Source organism: Sphingobacterium bovisgrunnientis, assembly GCF_009829085.1.
Classification (GTDB): domain Bacteria; phylum Bacteroidota; class Bacteroidia; order Sphingobacteriales; family Sphingobacteriaceae; genus Sphingobacterium; species Sphingobacterium bovisgrunnientis.
This window is the reverse complement of sequence record NZ_WUQY01000001.1, coordinates 23,598-42,345: the sequence shown is the minus strand read 5'-3', so window position 1 is coordinate 42,345 and position 18,748 is coordinate 23,598. Positions and strand designations below refer to the sequence as shown.

Here is an 18,748-nt window from a genome sequence, read left to right as displayed (position 1 = left end):
TATACTAATTAAAAGTGACTTTTATCTCTTTAGATTTAAGCCAATCGGATTTTAAAACTATTTTTCCTTCTTGCTCACTCCTATTAATAGCTTTAAAATAAATAATCATACGCCCTCTAAAAACACGGTGTCTATTATCCGTATAGCTCGTCATATCTGAGTTATTTCCGCCTTCCATTCCCAATAATCTAATATTGCGCGAAGATTCAAATGTAATCTCATCCTCTGACAACAATACTGGTACACCATGTTCATCCACAATTTGAACTTCTATTTGTCCGACTTCTCCATTTTGAGAAATAGTGATTTGCTCTTCTTTAACGGTAATTGCGTGTGGACGGTTACTTGTTTGAATAAAATGACGAGTAATTTCTTTGCCATTTGCATCCAAACCTACTGCTTCTAATTTGCCATCTGCATAGGGTATATCCCAAAAGAAAACACCAAAATTACCCTTATCCGATTTTTTTTCTCCGACTTGCTTGCCGTTCAATTCCAAATAAGCTTGACTTGCATTGGTATATGCTACTACGCGTATCAATTGATTCGCTTGATAATTCCATATAGGCCAAGCATCAATAGATGGTTGTTCATTTCTTCTGCGCTCGTTGACCTCCAATACTGACGTATTATTGTCCCAATTTCCACCTGATAATGGATATGTTCCGATATAAACCATGGGCTTGTCCGACCATAGAGATTGTCTGAAATACCCTCTAGGCTTGATATATCCACCTAAATCCATCAATCCCGAATAAAAACCACGCGAAGGCCAACGTCCTGATTCGCCCAAGTAATCAATACCCGTCCACAAAAACTGTCCGAAAATAAATTCATTATCTGCTACAGCTTTCCAAGCTTCTAAATCGTGTCTGTTTTCGCTACCGTAAATAATACGATTAGGGTATTTTTTGTGATCCTCGTGATATTTGCTTTCTGTGTAATTGTATCCTGCAATATCCAATGCACCTGGATATTCTGTTTCATTTGACATGGCTACACCTGCCAAACCTGCTGTCACAGGTCTACTCAAATCATATTTTTTAACTACCGCAGCTAATTTTTTGGCAATCACACCAAGTCGCATTGCGTCTGGCGCATCCTTTTTATAACCGCCATAAATTGCTTGTGTAAAGCCTTGATTTTTATCACCATTCAAAATTGGATGCGAATAAGGATCGTTTGGATAATCCACTTCATTGCCAATACTCCATGCAAAAATCGACAAATGATTACGATCTCTACGAACAATGCTTGCTAAATCCTCTTCACCCCATTTTTCGAAGAAGTCATACATCCCTTGAAAACCAGGTGTTCCAACATTCCAACCTTCAAGCCATTTACGTTTCGGAAATTCCCATTCGTCATATGCTTCATTTAAGACTAACAACCCTAATTCATCACAAAGTTCATAAACGATACTAGCTTGAGGATTATGACTTGTTCTGACTGCATTAACGCCAATTTCTTTTAGATTTAGCAATCTTCTTTTCCAAACTTCACGGTATACTTCTGCCCCCAATACACCTGAATCGTGGTGGAAACAGATGCCTTTCATTTTCATCCATTTGTCATTCAAGGCAAAGCCTTTGTTTGGATCAAAAGTAAATTTGCGAAATCCTGTTTTAACTGTAGAACTGTCTATCAGTTTGTCTTTGTCAAATATTTTAGTTTTCAACTGATACAAAACAGGAGATTCCAAAGACCAGAGTTCTGGTTTATTTACTTTCAATTGCGATTTGAATGCTAATTTGTCGTTTGCCTTCAGAGAATAAGAGTTATTATTTTTAGCTACAACTTTGCCGTGAGGGTCGACCAATTCATACTGAACTCGTACATTTTTAGATTGGTTCAACTGATTCACCAAATTCAATTCAATTTGTAGAGTACCTGCATCTTTATTCATTTCAGGATAACAATATACGCCCCACAAATCAATATGCAAAGGTTCGGATTTCACCAAATACACATCGCGATATATTCCAGAACCGGTATACCATCTGGAATCCGCATCTTGACTATGATCTACACGAACTGCAATTACATTGTCCTCTCCATAGTTGATATGTGGTGTAAGATCATACATGAACGAAACATAGCCATTTGGTCTGTGTCCTAGAGGTTGTCCATTGATATACACATCACTGCGATTGTATACACCCTCGAAATACACAAACATTTTTTTGCCTGAATCTTCCTTTGGAATATTCACAACTTTATAATACCATCCGATTCCGCCAGGTAAATATCCCGTAGCAGAGGCTAATGAAGGATTCAACGTTTGTTTCACTGTCCAGTCATGCGGTAGATCTAATCGTTGAAAAGACCTATCAAACTGTTTGATTTGTTGACCATCCTTGATGTCGGATAATTTGAAATACCAGTCTTGATTTATATTCACAGGAACGCCAAAACCTGGCTTTGCAATTGAAATATTTACAAAGCCGCAAAACAAAAACAGTGTATATAATAAATTGACAATCAGCTTCATTATAAACTAGGATTTATTGGTAAAATATTGCCCTCTGCATCGAATTGCAATGGATCAATACAAACTTCTCTGTGGAATCCTGCTGCATCACCCATTTTGATACCGTTGGGAATGCTAAAACGGTGGTAAACAATATACCATTCGTCTTTTCCTGGCACTTGAATAACCGAATTATGACCTGTTCCGTAAATACCACGAGAAGGGTCTTTTTGAAGGATTTTATTATTCGGTGGAATAGTTATTGGTCCAGTAGGCGAATTTGAATAACCATATCGCACACTGTAGTTTTCACTACGTGTATCATCTTCAGACCAGAAATAATAGTATTTATTATTACGATAAATCACAAATACACCTTCGCGGAAAGTTCCATTTGGCGTGATAATTTTCATCGTATTTTTCTTGATATTTAGCATATTCTTTTCTAACTCTGCAACTGCTAAATACCCATTACCCCAATACAGATAGCTTTTCCCTGATTTTGGATCATTGAACACCGCAGGATCAATTTCTTGACCTCTATTGATACCTTCTGGTTTGAAGTCTATTAGTGGTTTCCCTGAATCTTTGAAAGGTCCAGTTGGTTCATCCGACACAGCTACACCGATTTTCTGCGCAGCTGTGAAATAGTAGAAATACTTATAATTTTTTCCAACTTTTTTCTCCGTAATCGTAGGTGCCCAAGCATGACGATCTGCCCAAGAAACATCTTTCTTCAAATCCAAAATTACACCTTCATCTTTCCAATCTCTCAAATTTTCTGACGAAAAAGTCTTGAAATAATAACCGGCCCAACCATCAAATCCATCACTTGTAGGGTACATAAAGTATTTTTTGTGCTTTTGTGAATAGATAATATCTGGATCAGCATAATAGCCTTCAAGCACTGGATTTTTAGCCGCCGGAATTTCAATTCCTTCGGGTTTACCCCATTTATTTGTCAAGGCAATTAATTCTGATCTCGAGAGCGGAATAATAGACCCATGTCTTGGATGGAAATCCATAGAAATCTTTTGATCAATCAATTGAAATCTATCTAAATCAGTACTTTCACAAAAATCATAACGTCCTTTGTGGTAAACATCATACATCAAAATATACTTGTCTGAATGGTTTAATTTGAAGATACTTGATCCTTCCACCGCATCACGCGTTTGTTGTTTGTATCCTGGTTGTTCAATCCATTTTCCAGAAGTCAAAGAATCTGTAATTGCAAGACGCAGACCATTTCCATGTCCTTCAGTTTTGTAAAACATGTAGAACAATCCATTCTTATTAATGATATCTCCATCGATACATGATTTGCCATTTTTCGGAAGGAATAACGGCTTTGGCTCAGTTTCTAGATCCGTGAAATCAGCATTAGCATAAGAATAATAAATAATATCTGGACCGTCGCCGTGCTTCATAGACCAATAAACCATGTATTTACCTACGGACTCATCGTAAATAGTTTGTGGCGCCCATACACGTTTAAGATCTTCTTGTCCTTTAAATCTCTTTTGGATATGAATGTTGGAATGCGTCCAAGTAAGTAAATCATTTGATTTCAATAATACCATCGCACGATTAGAATCCCAACCTTTGGAAGAGGTCATATCCGTCAATACCATATAGAACGTTTTGTCATCGTGCCCACGAAGAATATGTGGATCACGTACACCTCCTGTTAAACTAATGTCAGAAGAATTGATAACAGGCTGGTTGCTATTTAGCGTTTTAAAATTATAGCCATCTGTGCTTATAGCATAACATACCACTTCATTTTCTACGGCATTACCTTTGAAATATGTGAATAAATAGCCGACATAATCTTTGTCTGTCGGACCAGACTTATACCCTTGTGCAAACGTCCACACCCCTATGAACTGTATAAGCAGGATAAGTCCTATAACTTTTTGGTTTAGTTTTAAGTTGATTAACATCATAATATTAGTTCTAGCTTTTAATAAATATTCTCTTATTGAAGACCTTCGGTGGTCATAACTATCTTTTTGATTGTGCCATCTTCATTATATTCCATCCGATCGATGCATACCGATCTGCTGTAACTGCCTCCATCTGTATTAATGCCCCCATTGTGGTAAATAAAGTACCATTGGCCTTTGAATTCAACAATGGATTGGTGGTTTGTGTTACTATTACCTGCGATTTCATTCAAAATACCTTTGTACTCATAAGGTCCTTGGATATTGTCCGCCATCGCATAAGCAATCTTTTCTGGAAATTCAGTTGCATATGTCAGGTAATATTTTCCTTTGTGCTTGTGAATCCAAGGAGCTTCGGTAAATGAAAAACCATCAAAATTAACTTGCTTAATTTCTCCGTCGATTTCAATCATATTGTCTTTGAGCTTCGCATAATAGCATTCTCTATTTCCCCAAAAAATCCAAGCTGTGCCATCATCATCAATATAGACCGCTGGATCAATACACGCCCAAGAATGCGTCGAAGCAAAACAATCCTTGTTCGTTAATAATGGTTTTCCCAATGCGTCTTTAAATGGACCTTCAGGACGATCTGATACGGCAACACCAATACCTGTATGATTAGTACTCACATACCAATAGTATTTGCCATTGCGCTCTGTGACATGACCCGCAAATGCAGCTTTACTTGTTGCCCATTTAAATTCATCGACATGCAAGGGAACAGGATATTCTGTAAAGGTTTTCATATCGGTCGTCGAATAAACTAACCAATCTTTCATCACGTAACCGCGCTGACCTCCTTCGAAATCATGTCCAGTGTATAACCATAATGTATCATCTTTCACTAATGCTGCAGGATCTGCCGTGAAATGATGCTGGATAATTGGATTTCCTTTGGGCTGAAATACATATCGATCTCCTTTTTGTGTAGGTTGAACCAGCTCTGGTAATACACCACCCCATTTACGATCCAATGCGCGTGCTTCATCTTTTGTGATTGAAATAATACTGCCGTGACGTGGATCAAAATTTTTAGTGAAAGATTCTGGTTTTTCGGTAAATGTTGCTAAATCTTTGCTGCGTTGAAACTCATATCTTCCATCAGAATACACATCGTACATCAATAAATATTCATCCGAATTATTTAGTTTAAAAATACTTGAACCCTCCACTTTCGTATTGGTGCCTGCATAACTATCTAAATAGCCCTCATTTTCTTTCCAAGGCCCCCATAATGATTTTGATGTAGCGACTTTAATACCGTTTTTAAACTCTTTTCCATTTTCGTCTTTCGTATTTCCTTTATAGAAGAAATGGTACGTTCCTTTGTCAAAAATTATATCGCCATCTATTCCACCAAATTTAGGGCTAAAAAGCAATTTTGGTTCAGACTCAAATCCTGTAAAATCTTTATTTGCATAAGCAGCGTAAAAATCCAATTTTTCATTGTGGTGGTAGCGCACGGTAAAATACACCAAATACTTGCCTTTTTTAGTGTCGTAAAAAGTTTGCGGTGCCCACACCCATTTTACGTTTTTGAACTTCTTAGGATACGATTGCTCTAAGTTGATGATTTTATGTTTCCATTCTGCTAAGTCATCAGAATACATCATGATGATACCGGGATTCGTATCCCAGCCATCTTTGAATGTTTTCATATCTGTAGCTACCATATAAAATCCTTTATCGTGTCCGCGTAGCAAATGTGGATCACGAATACCTCCAGTACTAGAAATCGTATCTGATGCTATAACAGGGAAATTATTGTGCATTGCTTTCCACTTAATACCATCGGAGCTAGTCGCAAATCTTAAATATTCGCGTTTCATGGGATCCGATTTACCTTCGAAATACGCAAAAAGATAGCCTGCATATTGCGTATCCTTATTCTGGTCTTGACCAAATAAGCATGTGCTGCAAAGCATTAAAAGTGGTATAATTATTTTATTAAGTCTCATATTGGTAATTGTATCGTGTTTAGGTTATTCTAGTATTTCAGCTAATAATCTAATTTCTCTAATCTTAGGTACAGTAAGATTGTCTTTTCCTTGCAGTGTCACCTTCATTTTATCGTTTGTCTGCGGAAGTAAATAGTATCGTCCATTTTCTCTTTTGTCAGCAACTTTTAAAGGTTGACCATCCAAAAGCACAGCAAAATCTTTAGTATTCCCTTCCAAGTCCGAAATCCACAAATATTTTGCACGATTATTTTTATTTGTCATTTGGTATGAAAACCAACCTGATGCATTACGCCATTGTACACCATTATCAGATCCAATAGTCGATTGATCGTATTGGATACCGTGATCTGATTCAGATTGCTGTTGTCCACATTGAATTTGATCAACGGTAATTGCGTTCAGACGTCTCTGGTAATTATCACGTTCATATTTAACGAGTCTCTCTGCAAGTTCATTGCTAGAATTTACCTTCGGCCAATAAATAATATATCGGCTGTCATGCAGTTTGTAAAATGGCATAAGCTCCATTTGTGTCTCGGTATTCTTTACTTGCAGACTATTTAATTTGAAACGTAAATCCCGAGGCGAAACCATTTCTACTTTTTCTTCTAAGGCTGCGGAATTAGACACCAAATGCGGAATTTCTGTTAGGGAAACCTGATCTCCTTTAGCAATATGACCTCCACGGCTATCATCAGCCAATAATCCAGTCATATTTTCTACATTAGTTTTTGCGGCTAGCACAACTGGTCCATAGCGGTAAGCATAATACGGCGACTGATCAGGAATTTGTTCTACATTTATTTCAATTGGGAATTCGATTTCGATTTTATCGTTATTCTTCCACTTTCGATCGATAGAAATATACCCAAACTCATCTTTCGTAGACTTAAATGTCTTGCCATTAACTTTTACAACTAATCCATCTTGCTTTACCCAGCTTGGATAACGTACTTTTAAAGCTAATTTTTGGGATTTCTTTGTTTTAAGAGACAAAGTTGTTTTACCTTCTTGAGGAAAAATAGTTTGCTGAATTAATTGTACACCTTTTTCTTTCCAATCTAATTCTGAACCAACAAAAAGATTCACAAACAATTCATTATCACGGTGGGCATAAATTAACTCCCCGTATTTGGAATGGTTTTCTATACCTGAGCCTACACAACACCAAAAACTTGTGTGCGGCTGCGAATACACACGATAATGTGAAGGACGCATCGATGTGAAATAAACCAAACCGCCATGCTCCGGATGTTGCGATGATAAAATATGATTATACATCGCGCGTTCGTAATAATCTACAAACTTACTTTGGCCATCCGATTGGAAAAACTGCGTACTCAGCTTCATCATATTGTAGGTATTGCAGGTCTCAGGCCCTTCAATGTTGGTCATCATGTTGGAAAAGTCCGTTGAGGGGTGAAAATGTTCACTAGCACTATTACCGCCAATCGCAACAGAACGTTTGTTGACAACAGTTTCCCAGAAGAATCGTGCACCTTCATCCCAATCTTTTCTGCCTTCAAGATCAGCAATACGTTTAGCACCAATTATTTTAGGAATTTGGGTGTTAGCATGTTTTCCTGTTAATTCATCTTTTTGCGCGATAAGTGGATTTAATATCTGAAGATGGGTGAATTTCTCCGCTAATTTCATGAAGCGCGGATCATTAGCAATTACTGCAGCATCTGCAAAAACCTCATTCAAACCACCATGCTCGCTACGTAGCATATCCTGAATCTCCGCGTTTGTCAGCCCACTGATTAAATCAACTCCCCAATTGGTAAGCTTAATCAGCATGTCCTTGGCGTCTTCACGTCCTGCTAGTGCGTATGCGTCTCGGAGTCCAGCGTATATTTTGTGAATATTGTATAAAGGAACCCAACGACCATTGAGGTCAAAGCCTCCCGCTCTAATTTTCCCTTGCTTCACATCTGTCCAGAATTCTTGACTTCTTGGCACACCACCTATATATCCCGTACCCAAGTTATCTTGACATCTCTTAAGTTCTTTGAGTACATAATCTAATTTGTCGTAAGCTGCCTGATCGCCTGAAGCCGCATACAATAACGCCAACGCGGACACATAATGACCTCCTATATGACCATCAAGCCCAGAATTTTCCCAGTTTGTATAGTTAGGTTTTTTGGGCGTTAGACCTGCCTCTTTTAAATACGGAGCCAATAGTCGGTCCGCATCCAATTCAAGGACATAACGCTTATTAAGATTCTGCGCGTGCAGAAATAAGTCATCCTTGAGTCTTACATCTGATAAGCTAAACAAAGAAATTCCTTGGTTATTATCCTGCGCTTTGCTATTTGAAGAAATCAATAGAGCAATCGCAACAGCAATGATTTTATTTCTGCACACAAATCTTTTCATACTTATAATTTTATTTTGATTAGGTTGATTGATTTACTTTTCAAAGTATAGGCTAACTTTTTGCCTTTGAAATTCACTTCTGATGTTACAGGAGATAGAGAAGGTGCTTTTCCTACTTCATTATGCGCTAAAGGATCGTCATGTTGTAAAACCGTAACTTCCGCTTTACCTTGTGATTTTTTAATCCCTTTCAAATCTATATTTAGTTGCTCTGTAGACTCTCCAACATTTATGATTTTTAGAACTAACTCATTTGTATTTTTATCGACCACAGCCGATCCATATATATTATCCTGACCAGTTATATTATTTCCATCGCGTAAAAATGGTACTACATCAGTTCCTTTGTTGGTACTATACATTTTTTGCACGTGGTAGCTAGGCGTCACAAACACATTAAGATTATCCACCCAAATTAAATCTGGTGTCCATTGCCAACCGTCAATATGCGCAAACAATGGTGCATAAGATGCTAACTGAACGACATCTGCATTACGCTCCACACCAGTCAAAAATGCGGCTTCGGATAATGCGGCTTCCCAGTTATTACGATACTCTGGTTTTTTATTGTTTTTACTATGTGAAGCGTATTCGCCAGCGAAAATTTTCGGTCCGTTGCTGTCATAGTTATCATATCGTGTCACATTCGACAAGAACCACTCTGGACTTCTGTAGAAATGCTCATCGATGATATCGATTTTCATGGCACGCAATTCTTTGTCCAAATATTCAAAACGTTCGCCTTCTGGATCTGTACCTGAGCTCGCTATGATTTCAATTTCTGGATGATACTTTTTCAATGCATCTTGAAATACTTTTAACCTTTCCACATATTGCGGACCCCAGTTTTCATTACCTACACCTAACATCTTCAGATTAAATGGTGCTGGATGTCCCATGTCGGCACGTAACTTACCCCATTGTGTATTCACCGAACCATTTGCAAATTCTATCAGATCTAATGCATCTTGTACATATTCATCCAACTGATCCAAAGGAACTACCTCACCCGTGTTGAATTGACAAGCCATACCACAATTCAAAATTGGTAAAGGCTCTGCGCCCAAGTCTTCAGCTAACAAGAAATACTCATAAAAACCAAGTCCGAAAGTTTGGAAATAATCTGGTGTCAAACGATGTGCAAATTCAGTATTCCAACGATTTACGATTAGTTGTCTGCTCTCGATAGGACCTACAGTTTTTTTCCATTGAAAGCGTTGCGAAAGATCAAACCCTTCTACAATACATCCTCCAGGAAAACGAATAAATCCAGGCTTCAAGTCAGCTAATGTTTGAACCATATCTGCACGAAGACCTTTTTTACGACCTTTCCACGTATCTGTTGGGAACAATGAAATCATATCCACATCGATTGTTCCTTCGCCATCAAACCAAATTTGAAGGTTGGCTTTTGGATCTGTTTTACTAGACGTAAAGCTAACTTCCTGATATTGCCATTGATTATTTGCTTGAGAAGGCTTCAATGAAGTTTTACCAATTACTTCCCCATTGCTATCGACTAATTCTACTCGAATGGAAATCCCTGGAGCCGGTTGACGATACCACAAAGAAAATTCATATGTGTTATTTTGTTTCACGCCCATTCCGCGAAAACCTTCATTTCGCAAGCCAATAGGATTATTATTTGAACTATTTTTAGCTACGCGTAAATAACGTGGATTCGCTTCGCTATTCATTTGGCGGTTTAGAATAAGGTAGTTACCCTCTTTTACAGGTCCCAAATTTTTCCAACCCATCATCGGTCTGAAGAATTCAAATGATCTATTTTTAATTAATTCAGCATAGATCCCGCCATCGGCGCCCATATTGATATCTTCAAAAAATACACCCCACATATTTGGGTTGATTTTAGCTGTCGATTTATTGATATCTACAACTAACGATTTCTGTTGCGCGTTACTAAATTGTAAACTCTGGATTGCCAGAGCTGCTAATACTATATATTGTTTAAGTTTCATTTGTTTACTAATTGGTAGAAAAGCTTTTTATAACTTTTCCTTTTGTATACATATTATTTCAAATTAAGAACCAATACAGAATAGGCTGGTAATTCGACTTTTAATTGATTATTTGACACTTTAGCACCATTGAAAACCGTAGGTTTAATTTTATCTGGAACTTGGAATGTATTGTGGTCTGTCAACGATTTGGAAGTCAATATTCTTCCTTTCACATCCTTATAATTTTTATCTAAGTCAATGACAACTTCATGCTTTGTCGTTGGATCAATATTTACTAATGAAATATGTGTCTCTCCGTCTTTAGTCGATGCAGAAGCATGAATTGCTGGAATTTTTTCAATTCCAAAAGTGTAGTCTTTGCTTTGCAGTGAAAGTGGAATTAGAGTTGCATCTTGATGAACTTTGTACATTTCCATTACGTGGTACGTAGGTGTCAAAATCATTTTGTCACCTTCGGTCAAAATAACAGCTTGCAACACATTCACTGTTTGTGCTAAGTTTGCCATACGAACACGCTCAGCATGATTGTTAAATACATTTAATGTCACGCCCGCAATCATCGCATCACGCATCGTATTTTGTTGATACAAGAAGCCTGGATTCGTACCGGGTTCTACTTCATACCAACCACCCCATTCGTCAACAACTAATGCCACTCTTTTTCTTGGATCGTACTTGTCCATGATAGCTGAGTGTTTTGTTACCAACTCTTCCATATGCCAAGCAGACTTCATTGTTTTGAAATATTGCTCGTCTGTAAAACCCGTTGCAGGACCTTTTTTATTCCATTCTACATTCGAATAATGATGCAAAGCCAATCCATCTACCATATTATGCGGGATTTTTTTCATCAGCACTTCCGTCCAATTGTAATCCCCACCATTTGCGCCCGAAGCGATGCGGTACAATCCGCCTGTATTCGTCCAGTCCGACATAAATGTGGCATACTTGCGGTATATATCCGAATAATATTCAGGTGTCATATTACCGCCGCATCCCCATGCTTCGTTACCTACACCCCAATATTTTACTTTCCAAGGATTCTCTCTTCCGTTTTTACGGCGTAAATCAGCCATTGGGCTTGTACCATTATGATTGACATATTGCACCCAATCGGCCAATTCTTGTACCTCACCGCTACCTACATTGCCTGCTAGATATGGCTCCGTTTCCAACAGCTCACACATATTTAAGAAATCATGTGTGCCAAAACTGTTATTTTCGGTTACTCCTCCCCACCATGTATTGACGATTGTAGGTCGCTTATCTTTAGGACCAATCCCATCTTTCCAGTGGTACGTATCCGCAAAACATCCTCCCGGCCAACGTAAATTTGGAATTTTTAATTTCTTTAATGCTTCAACAATATCGTTACGAACACCAGCTGTATGTGAAATAGTTTTGTTTTCTTCGCCAACATAAAACCCGCCATAAATACAGCGACCTAAATGCTCGGCAAAATGTCCGTAAATGTGTTTGTTAATGGTTATCTTTTTGTCTGATGTATTTAATTTTACAGTATTCGAAGCAACCTGGGCTTGACTGGTCTGTAACATAAATAGCATGCTGAGCACTGCACCCGATTGGAGTGCTTTGCTTAAAAAGTTCTTTTTCATAATAGATGTTTATAATTAGGCTATTGTATCATTAGCACAAAACCACCATTAGGTTGAAGTGGAATTGTTAATTTTTTATTTGATAGATTATCCTCTATAAGGAATGAATTCTGTTCCTTTCCATCCGCTATTTTCAATATTTTCTTTCCTGAAAACGGAGTCAAATCCAATTGAATATTTTTTGCAGCATTCTCCCCATTGATTCCTGCAACATACCATGTGTCTTTACTTTTTCGTGCAATCACAACATCCTTTCCAGGATAGCCGCTAATAAATCTGCTATCTTCCCATTGATCAGGTAGATTTCTCAAAAGATTTTTAACGACTTCGGGCACAGCTTTCATTCCTTCAGGTGACTCTGCATAATGCTGTATTCCTGACAAAAACAAAATGCTAGTTGCCAATTCAAACGAAGCTGTTGTTCTTCTCAGTACTTGGCTATTAATTTTGGACAGATTCATAGGTGTGAAATCCATTGGATCATACACATTACGTGTAAATGGCAATATGCTCGAAATTTCAGCTTGTCTGTCTGCATCCTCTTGCATGAAAGTAACCATTTCAAAACCACGAACAGCTTCTACTGTCATCAAATGAGGATAAATCGAGGACCAACTACGTGGTAATGTCGCCCCATGAAAATTTACCAGCAACTCAAAGTCTGCGGCGTCTTCTAATATATCAATATAATATGCAATGACTGATTGTCCATCCCCACCAAAGAAATCAATTTTTACGCCTTTGACACCCATATCTTGAAGTCTTTTGAACTCTGCACGTCGTGATTCTCTTGTTAGCAGTTGATTTTTGGGGGTATACCCAACTGTATTCCAATCGCCAGCTGAATTATACCACAACAGTAAGTTTACATTTTTACTTTGTGCATATTTACACAGCTCTGTCATTTTTTCATAACCAATCTTAGTATCCCAATTGACATCAATCAAGCAATACTGCCACTTCATGTCGGCAGCAAAATCGATATATTTCTTTTGCTCATCGTAAACGATGAAATCATCCTTCGTATTTATCCAACTCCAAGATGATTTACCTGGCTTTACCCAAGATGGAATGGTCGTATTTGGTTTCTGTACCACAGCATTTGCTATGTCAGAATCCACTATATTATTAAGGTCACCCACAGCGATTACTCGCCATGGCGATTCAAAATTATTTTCAATTTTGCTGTAGAGATTATTGTCTTTGATAGTCTCTCTAGGATCAGGCATCGCAATGCGATATTCTCCATTAGGCGATTCGAAATGCAATCTGCTGGCAGAATGATTACTTTCTAAACCAGATTCGGTAATTAACACCCAATTATTCTCAGATTCAAATAATGCAGGATATACCCAACCCGTCTTTGTACTTTCTTGGGTACCAACAGGAATTTCTTTTTGGTAATGTTCTTCGTAGGATGGATTTGTTTGTTCCCAACCTGTCTTGGCTATAGCCATAGGCTGTAACCAACCTTTAGCGGATGCTAAAAATTTAAAACTTGTTTTTTCTTCTACGATGTAATCTGTCTGGCTGGAATAATTTGGCAAAACATACCTAAACACTAATCCGTCATCGGATAATTGAAAACAGATCTGAATTGTTTTATTTTCAGGATTTTGCCAAGTCAACACCTGCTCATTGGCTTTGTATGTATTATTCTTTCTTTTGCCCTGTATGGCAGTATACGATTTAGAAATTACTTTATTAGCCGACGCACTTTTAAATTTCAACGATTTGGAAAAATCTTGCTGTTTCGTTCTCAATCCCAATTGAGAAGGTTCCAACACAAGCTTACCTTTACGCATAATTTTGTATTTAATCTCGCCTTCAGGAGTTGACCATACAGAAACTTCAATATCCTTATTTGGACTTAAAATCTGAACAGGTTTACTGTTAGCGCGCGCACAAATTGGTTGCGAAACTATCAACAATAAAAGAACACAGCTAATAAAGTATTTCATAATCAAACTATAAATTGCATGGAGTTACCTTGTCGAAAATCTATACTCCGTTTTGGAAGTATACTTTTCGCCAGGTCGAAGGGTTGTAGATGGAAAATTATCATGATTCGGCGCATCAGGAAAATGTTGTGTTTCCAAACATAACGCTGCACGGAATGGATACGCTTTTCCACCTTTGCCTTTAGGGTCCTCATCTGACATGAAATTTCCACTATAAAATTGCAATCCTGGCTCAGTAGTCAAAATCTTCATTTCAATGCCTGTATTTGGCGCATACAAACTTGCAACCTCAGCGAAGCCATCTTTTTTATTTAATTCAAAATTGTGATCATATCCTTGGCCGTATTTAAGTTGATCTGTTGACCTATTGATGTCTTTGCCAATTAATTTTGGTTTTGTGAAATCAAAAGCAGTTCCCAAAATATTAATGCTTTTACCTGTTGGAATTAATGATTTATTCACCTCTGTGATTTTATTAGCATCAATCCAAAGCTCATGATCCAAGATAGTAGTATCACCTTCGCCATTCAAGTTGAAATAACCATGACTGGTTAAATTCAAAATAGTTTCTTTATCCGTCACACCAGAATAGTCTATTTCTAAACCTCCATTAGCGTTTACTTTATAAGTAACTTGCATAGTCACATTTCCAGGATAACCAGCTTCGCCATCTGGAGATAGATACTCTAGAGTAATGGATTCACCTGAATGGGACTTAACATCCCAAACTTTGTTGTATACACCATTTGTCCCCCCATGTAACGAGTTATCACCATCATTTTTTTCCAACTCATATTTCTGACCATTAAGGGTAAAAGTCGCATTACCTATACGATTACCAAAACGACCAACGACTGCACCATAGAAATTATCAGTATTCTTAATAAATTCATCAGCAGTATCATATCCCAACAACACATCCACCGGATTACCTGCTTTATCGTTAACGATAAGTGATACTATTCGTGCGCCAAAATTTGTCACACTTACCTTCACCTTATCATTCCCAATCACATATTGCAATACATCCTTATTATCGAAATTCGTATAAAAGACTGTACTATCAATTTCACCCTGCTCTGATGTTGTCTGATTAGTTTTGCCATTCTGACAAGAGCTTGCTAATAATATTCCTGCAAATAGGAAACTTAAATATTTTGATTTCATAAGATTGGTTTTTTATATAATTAAAATTACCAGAATTTCACATATAATGCACCAACAATCAATATTGTCAATACGATCATAATCATTACAGAAGGCTCAACTTTAAACATTTTTGAATCCAACTCTAATCCTTTTGGATTGTCTTTTGGTCCAAATAAACTTACTATTATCATGGCAATCATTGTAAACATAAAGGCAAGTCCCATACAGATTTGGAATGGAATTTCGTATTCACCAAACTTATTAATGTAAGCTGTGTAAAGGAATGTTTCTGGACCAAACCATGCTGGCGCAAAATTGTTAAACACGATTGATAATAAGAATCCTGTAATTAAACCTACAATAGCAGCTGTACCTGTTGTCCTTTTCCAGAACATACCCAACAAGAACATTGCAAATACACCTGGAGATATAAACCCTGTATATTTCTGGATGAATGTAAATCCACCAGCACCACCAATTCCTAATAAGTCATCCCAAGTAAAGAATACTGAAATAATGATGGAAACAATAATTGTGATTTTTCCAACATTAATAAGTCTTGTTTCTGAAGCTTCTTTATTGATATATTTATTGTAAATATCCATGGTAAAGATGGTAGCAATACTATTTGCTTTACCCGCTAAAGATGCGACAATCGCAGCTGTTAAAGCTGCTAACGAAAGACCTTTCATACCATTAGGTAAGAAACCTAAAATCGCTGAGTAAGCATTATCCGCTTGAAAATTACCACCTGGAGCCATTTCTTCCTGCAAAGCGCCGTTTTTGTATAATACATATGCTGCAATACCTGGCAACATAACGATAATAGGCATCAATAATTTTAAGAAACCAGCAAATAAAATACCTGTACGTGCAGTTTTTAAATCTGCACCCAAAGCGCGCTGTGTGATATATTGATTACATCCCCAATAGTTTAAGTTTACAATCCAAATACCGGCTAAATACATTCCAATACCCGGAAGCATCAAATATTTATTAACCTCTTCTTGTGTGCTGTCTGCGGTAGGTTTATCGACTATCAGATTAAAATGCTTCGGAGAATCGACCATCAATTGCTTGAATCCAGCAATGAAATCTTTACCCATACCAAAATGCTCAGATACCAAGATAAGGGCAACATAGGTTGTAGCAAATCCACCTACTATCAACACTACTACTTGAATCACGTCCGTGTATCCAATTACTTTCATTCCACCCAGTGTAATGATGATAGAGAATACAGCGAGTGCAAGCATGATAATGTGAAAATAATCACCACCACCCAAATTGCTAATAGCTAATGCACCTAAATAAAGGATTGAAGTTAGGTTTACGAAAACGTATAAAAACAACCAAAATATCGCCATGATAAGACTGGTTGTTTCATTATAACGTTGCTTCAGAAATTGAGGCATCGTAAATATCTTATTCTTTAAATACACAGGAATAAACCATACTGCAACAATAATAAGGGCGATAGCGGCAATCCATTCGTAGGCAGCTACTGCGATACCTACTTCGAATCCATTACCACTCATCCCGATAAACTGCTCAGCAGAAATATTCGATGCGATAAGACTGGCTCCAATAGCCCACCACGTTAATGAGCCTTCAGCCAAAAAATAATCTTTACTACTTGCCGATTCTTTCTTTTGCTTCACGTATACCCAAAAGCCATATCCGGCGACTACGATGAAATAAATTAAAAAAATGACGTAGTCAATTGTTGCAAACTTTTCCATAGGTTTATTATTGCAGATTTAGTTGGTTAGTTTATAATACAATTCGCTATTTCTCAGCTCTTTCTCAAATTGGTCGAGTTGGGTAGATTGGTCAATAACGATTAATTCTAATTTAGCGATTCGCGCGAAATCTTCCATATACTCTTTTGTAAGATTTTGGCTATAAACCGTATGGTGAGCACCTCCTGCATATATCCAAGCCGAACATCCTGTCTTCATATCTGGCTCAGGTTTCCAAAGTACACGTGCAACAGGCAATTTTGGTAATTCATTAGTCACGTCTACACCCTGAACAGTATTTACGACCAAACGGAAACGATCGCCCATGTCGACCAATGAAGCATTGAATGCTGGTCCTCCTTTAGCATCAAATACCAAACGTGCTGGATCTGCTTTACCACCAATACCCAATGGATGAACCTCTAATTTTGGTTTACTAGCCGCTAATGAAGCATCTACTTCTAACATATGCGACCCCAATACCATCGCATTTGCAGGATCAAAATGATATGTATAATCTTCCATGAATGCATTCGCACCTTCGTATCCAGTTGCCATTACCTTACATGCACGTACCATAGCTGGAGTTTTCCAGTCACCTTCCCCAGCAAAAGCATAGCCATCAGCCATTAAGCGTTGTACTGCCAATCCTGGTAATTGCGGCAAGCCATATAAATCCTCGAAAGTATCGGTAAAACCTTTATAATTTCCTTTCTCTAAGAAAGAACGCAATCCCAATTCAATTTTTGCGGCATCATATACATTGGATCGAAATTTACCGCCCTCGAGCACATCTTCCGACATAATGTATTGCTGCTCATACTCCTTCAATAAAGCTTGAACCGCATCATCAGAAATAGTATCAATTTCTTTTACTAAATCCCCAATTCCATGTGTATTTACCGAAAATCCAAATTTTAATTCTGCTTCTACTTTATCACCCTCTGTCACTGCAACATAGCGCATATTATCACCAAATCGTACAAACTTAGCACCTTGCCAATCCGCCCAAGCGGCCGCAGCACGCGCCCATACGTTAATACGATCTATGACTTCTGGATCTTGCCAATGTCCTGTCACAACTTTACGCGCAAGACGCATTCTAGAAACAATAAAACCAAATTCACGATCTCCATGTGCACTTTGATTCAGATTCATAAAATCCATATCAATTGAATCCCAAGGAATATCACGATTATATTGAGTATGTAAATGCAATAACGGTTTATTCAAAATTTGCAAACCACGAATCCACATTTTCGCAGGTGAAAACGTATGCATCCAAGTAATCAAACCAATACAATTTTGTGTATTATTTGCTTCTAATATTGTTTTATAAATTTCTTCTGTATTTCTTACGATAGGTTTAAATACGATACTTACAGGAATTCCTTCGTGCTGATCGAAATATGTTGCTATTTCTTTGGAATGATCTGCAGCTTGACGTAATGTTTCCTCCCCGTATAGATCTTGACTCCCTGTGATGAACCAAACTTCTAAAGTTTTTAATGATATCATGTTTATATTTAGGTT

At 37.6% G+C, this 18,748-nt stretch carries 10 protein-coding genes; all 10 read right to left on the bottom strand.

Annotated features, from left to right (window positions below; genetic code table 11):
* Nucleotides 1-4: 4 nt before the first annotated feature.
* Genes GOQ16_RS00150 through araA form a run of 10 tightly spaced genes read right to left on the bottom strand, consistent with a single transcriptional unit; the run spans nt 5 to nt 18,733 of the window.
* Nucleotides 5-2,491 carry a glycoside hydrolase family 2 TIM barrel-domain containing protein gene (locus GOQ16_RS00150; protein ID WP_160066741.1) on the bottom strand — a complete coding sequence of 829 codons (2,487 nt, stop codon included), beginning with the start codon at nt 2,489-2,491 and terminating at the stop codon, nt 5-7.
* A complete protein-coding gene (locus GOQ16_RS00145; protein WP_204987391.1) occupies nt 2,491-4,419 on the bottom strand; it encodes a glycoside hydrolase family 43 protein in 1,929 nt (642 codons plus the stop codon). The genes GOQ16_RS00150 and GOQ16_RS00145 overlap by 1 nt, the downstream gene beginning before the upstream one ends.
* Nucleotides 4,420-4,451: 32 nt before the next feature.
* Nucleotides 4,452-6,380, bottom strand: coding sequence for a family 43 glycosylhydrolase (locus GOQ16_RS00140; RefSeq protein ID WP_160066739.1), 1,929 nt, complete (start codon nt 6,378-6,380; stop codon nt 4,452-4,454).
* Between the two features lie 24 nt (nt 6,381-6,404).
* Nucleotides 6,405-8,765: a glycoside hydrolase family 127 protein gene (locus tag GOQ16_RS00135; RefSeq protein WP_160066737.1), complete on the bottom strand. Its 2,361-nt coding sequence runs from the start codon at nt 8,763-8,765 to the stop codon at nt 6,405-6,407.
* Nucleotides 8,766-8,767: 2 nt separating this feature from the next.
* Nucleotides 8,768-10,744 (bottom strand): alpha-L-arabinofuranosidase family protein, encoded by a 1,977-nt coding sequence (locus GOQ16_RS00130; protein WP_160066735.1) that lies wholly within the window; start codon nt 10,742-10,744, stop codon nt 8,768-8,770.
* A 53-nt stretch (nt 10,745-10,797) separates the two neighbouring features.
* Entirely contained in the window at nt 10,798-12,363 is a 1,566-nt protein-coding gene (locus GOQ16_RS00125) for an alpha-N-arabinofuranosidase (protein ID WP_204987390.1), read from the bottom strand.
* Nucleotides 12,364-12,383: 20 nt separating this feature from the next.
* Nucleotides 12,384-14,324: a glycoside hydrolase family 97 protein gene (locus tag GOQ16_RS00120; protein ID WP_160066733.1), complete on the bottom strand. Its 1,941-nt coding sequence runs from the start codon at nt 14,322-14,324 to the stop codon at nt 12,384-12,386.
* A gap of 24 nt (nt 14,325-14,348) precedes the next feature.
* Nucleotides 14,349-15,491, bottom strand: a complete 1,143-nt coding sequence (locus tag GOQ16_RS00115) for an aldose epimerase family protein (protein WP_160066731.1) — start codon at nt 15,489-15,491, stop codon at nt 14,349-14,351.
* A 26-nt stretch (nt 15,492-15,517) separates the two neighbouring features.
* Nucleotides 15,518-17,215, bottom strand: a complete 1,698-nt coding sequence (locus GOQ16_RS00110; protein WP_149913815.1) for a sodium:solute symporter family transporter — start codon at nt 17,213-17,215, stop codon at nt 15,518-15,520.
* 18 nt (nt 17,216-17,233) lie between these two features.
* On the bottom strand, nt 17,234-18,733 hold the full coding sequence (gene araA, locus GOQ16_RS00105) for an L-arabinose isomerase (protein WP_160066729.1): 1,500 nt from the start codon (nt 18,731-18,733) through the stop codon (nt 17,234-17,236).
* Between the last annotated feature and the right edge of the window lie 15 nt (nt 18,734-18,748).

Coding starts and splice junctions, on each gene's coding strand:
- GOQ16_RS00115 (WP_160066731.1), bottom strand. CDS start 15,491: ATGAAATCAAAATATTTAAGTTTCCTATTTGCAGGAATATTATTAGCA.
- GOQ16_RS00135 (WP_160066737.1), bottom strand. CDS start 8,765: ATGAAAAGATTTGTGTGCAGAAATAAAATCATTGCTGTTGCGATTGCT.
- GOQ16_RS00140 (WP_160066739.1), bottom strand. CDS start 6,380: ATGAGACTTAATAAAATAATTATACCACTTTTAATGCTTTGCAGCACA.
- GOQ16_RS00125 (WP_204987390.1), bottom strand. CDS start 12,363: ATGAAAAAGAACTTTTTAAGCAAAGCACTCCAATCGGGTGCAGTGCTC.
- GOQ16_RS00110 (WP_149913815.1), bottom strand. CDS start 17,215: ATGGAAAAGTTTGCAACAATTGACTACGTCATTTTTTTAATTTATTTC.
- GOQ16_RS00145 (WP_204987391.1), bottom strand. CDS start 4,419: ATGATGTTAATCAACTTAAAACTAAACCAAAAAGTTATAGGACTTATC.
- GOQ16_RS00150 (WP_160066741.1), bottom strand. CDS start 2,491: ATGAAGCTGATTGTCAATTTATTATATACACTGTTTTTGTTTTGCGGC.
- araA (WP_160066729.1), bottom strand. CDS start 18,733: ATGATATCATTAAAAACTTTAGAAGTTTGGTTCATCACAGGGAGTCAA.
- GOQ16_RS00130 (WP_160066735.1), bottom strand. CDS start 10,744: ATGAAACTTAAACAATATATAGTATTAGCAGCTCTGGCAATCCAGAGT.
- GOQ16_RS00120 (WP_160066733.1), bottom strand. CDS start 14,324: ATGAAATACTTTATTAGCTGTGTTCTTTTATTGTTGATAGTTTCGCAA.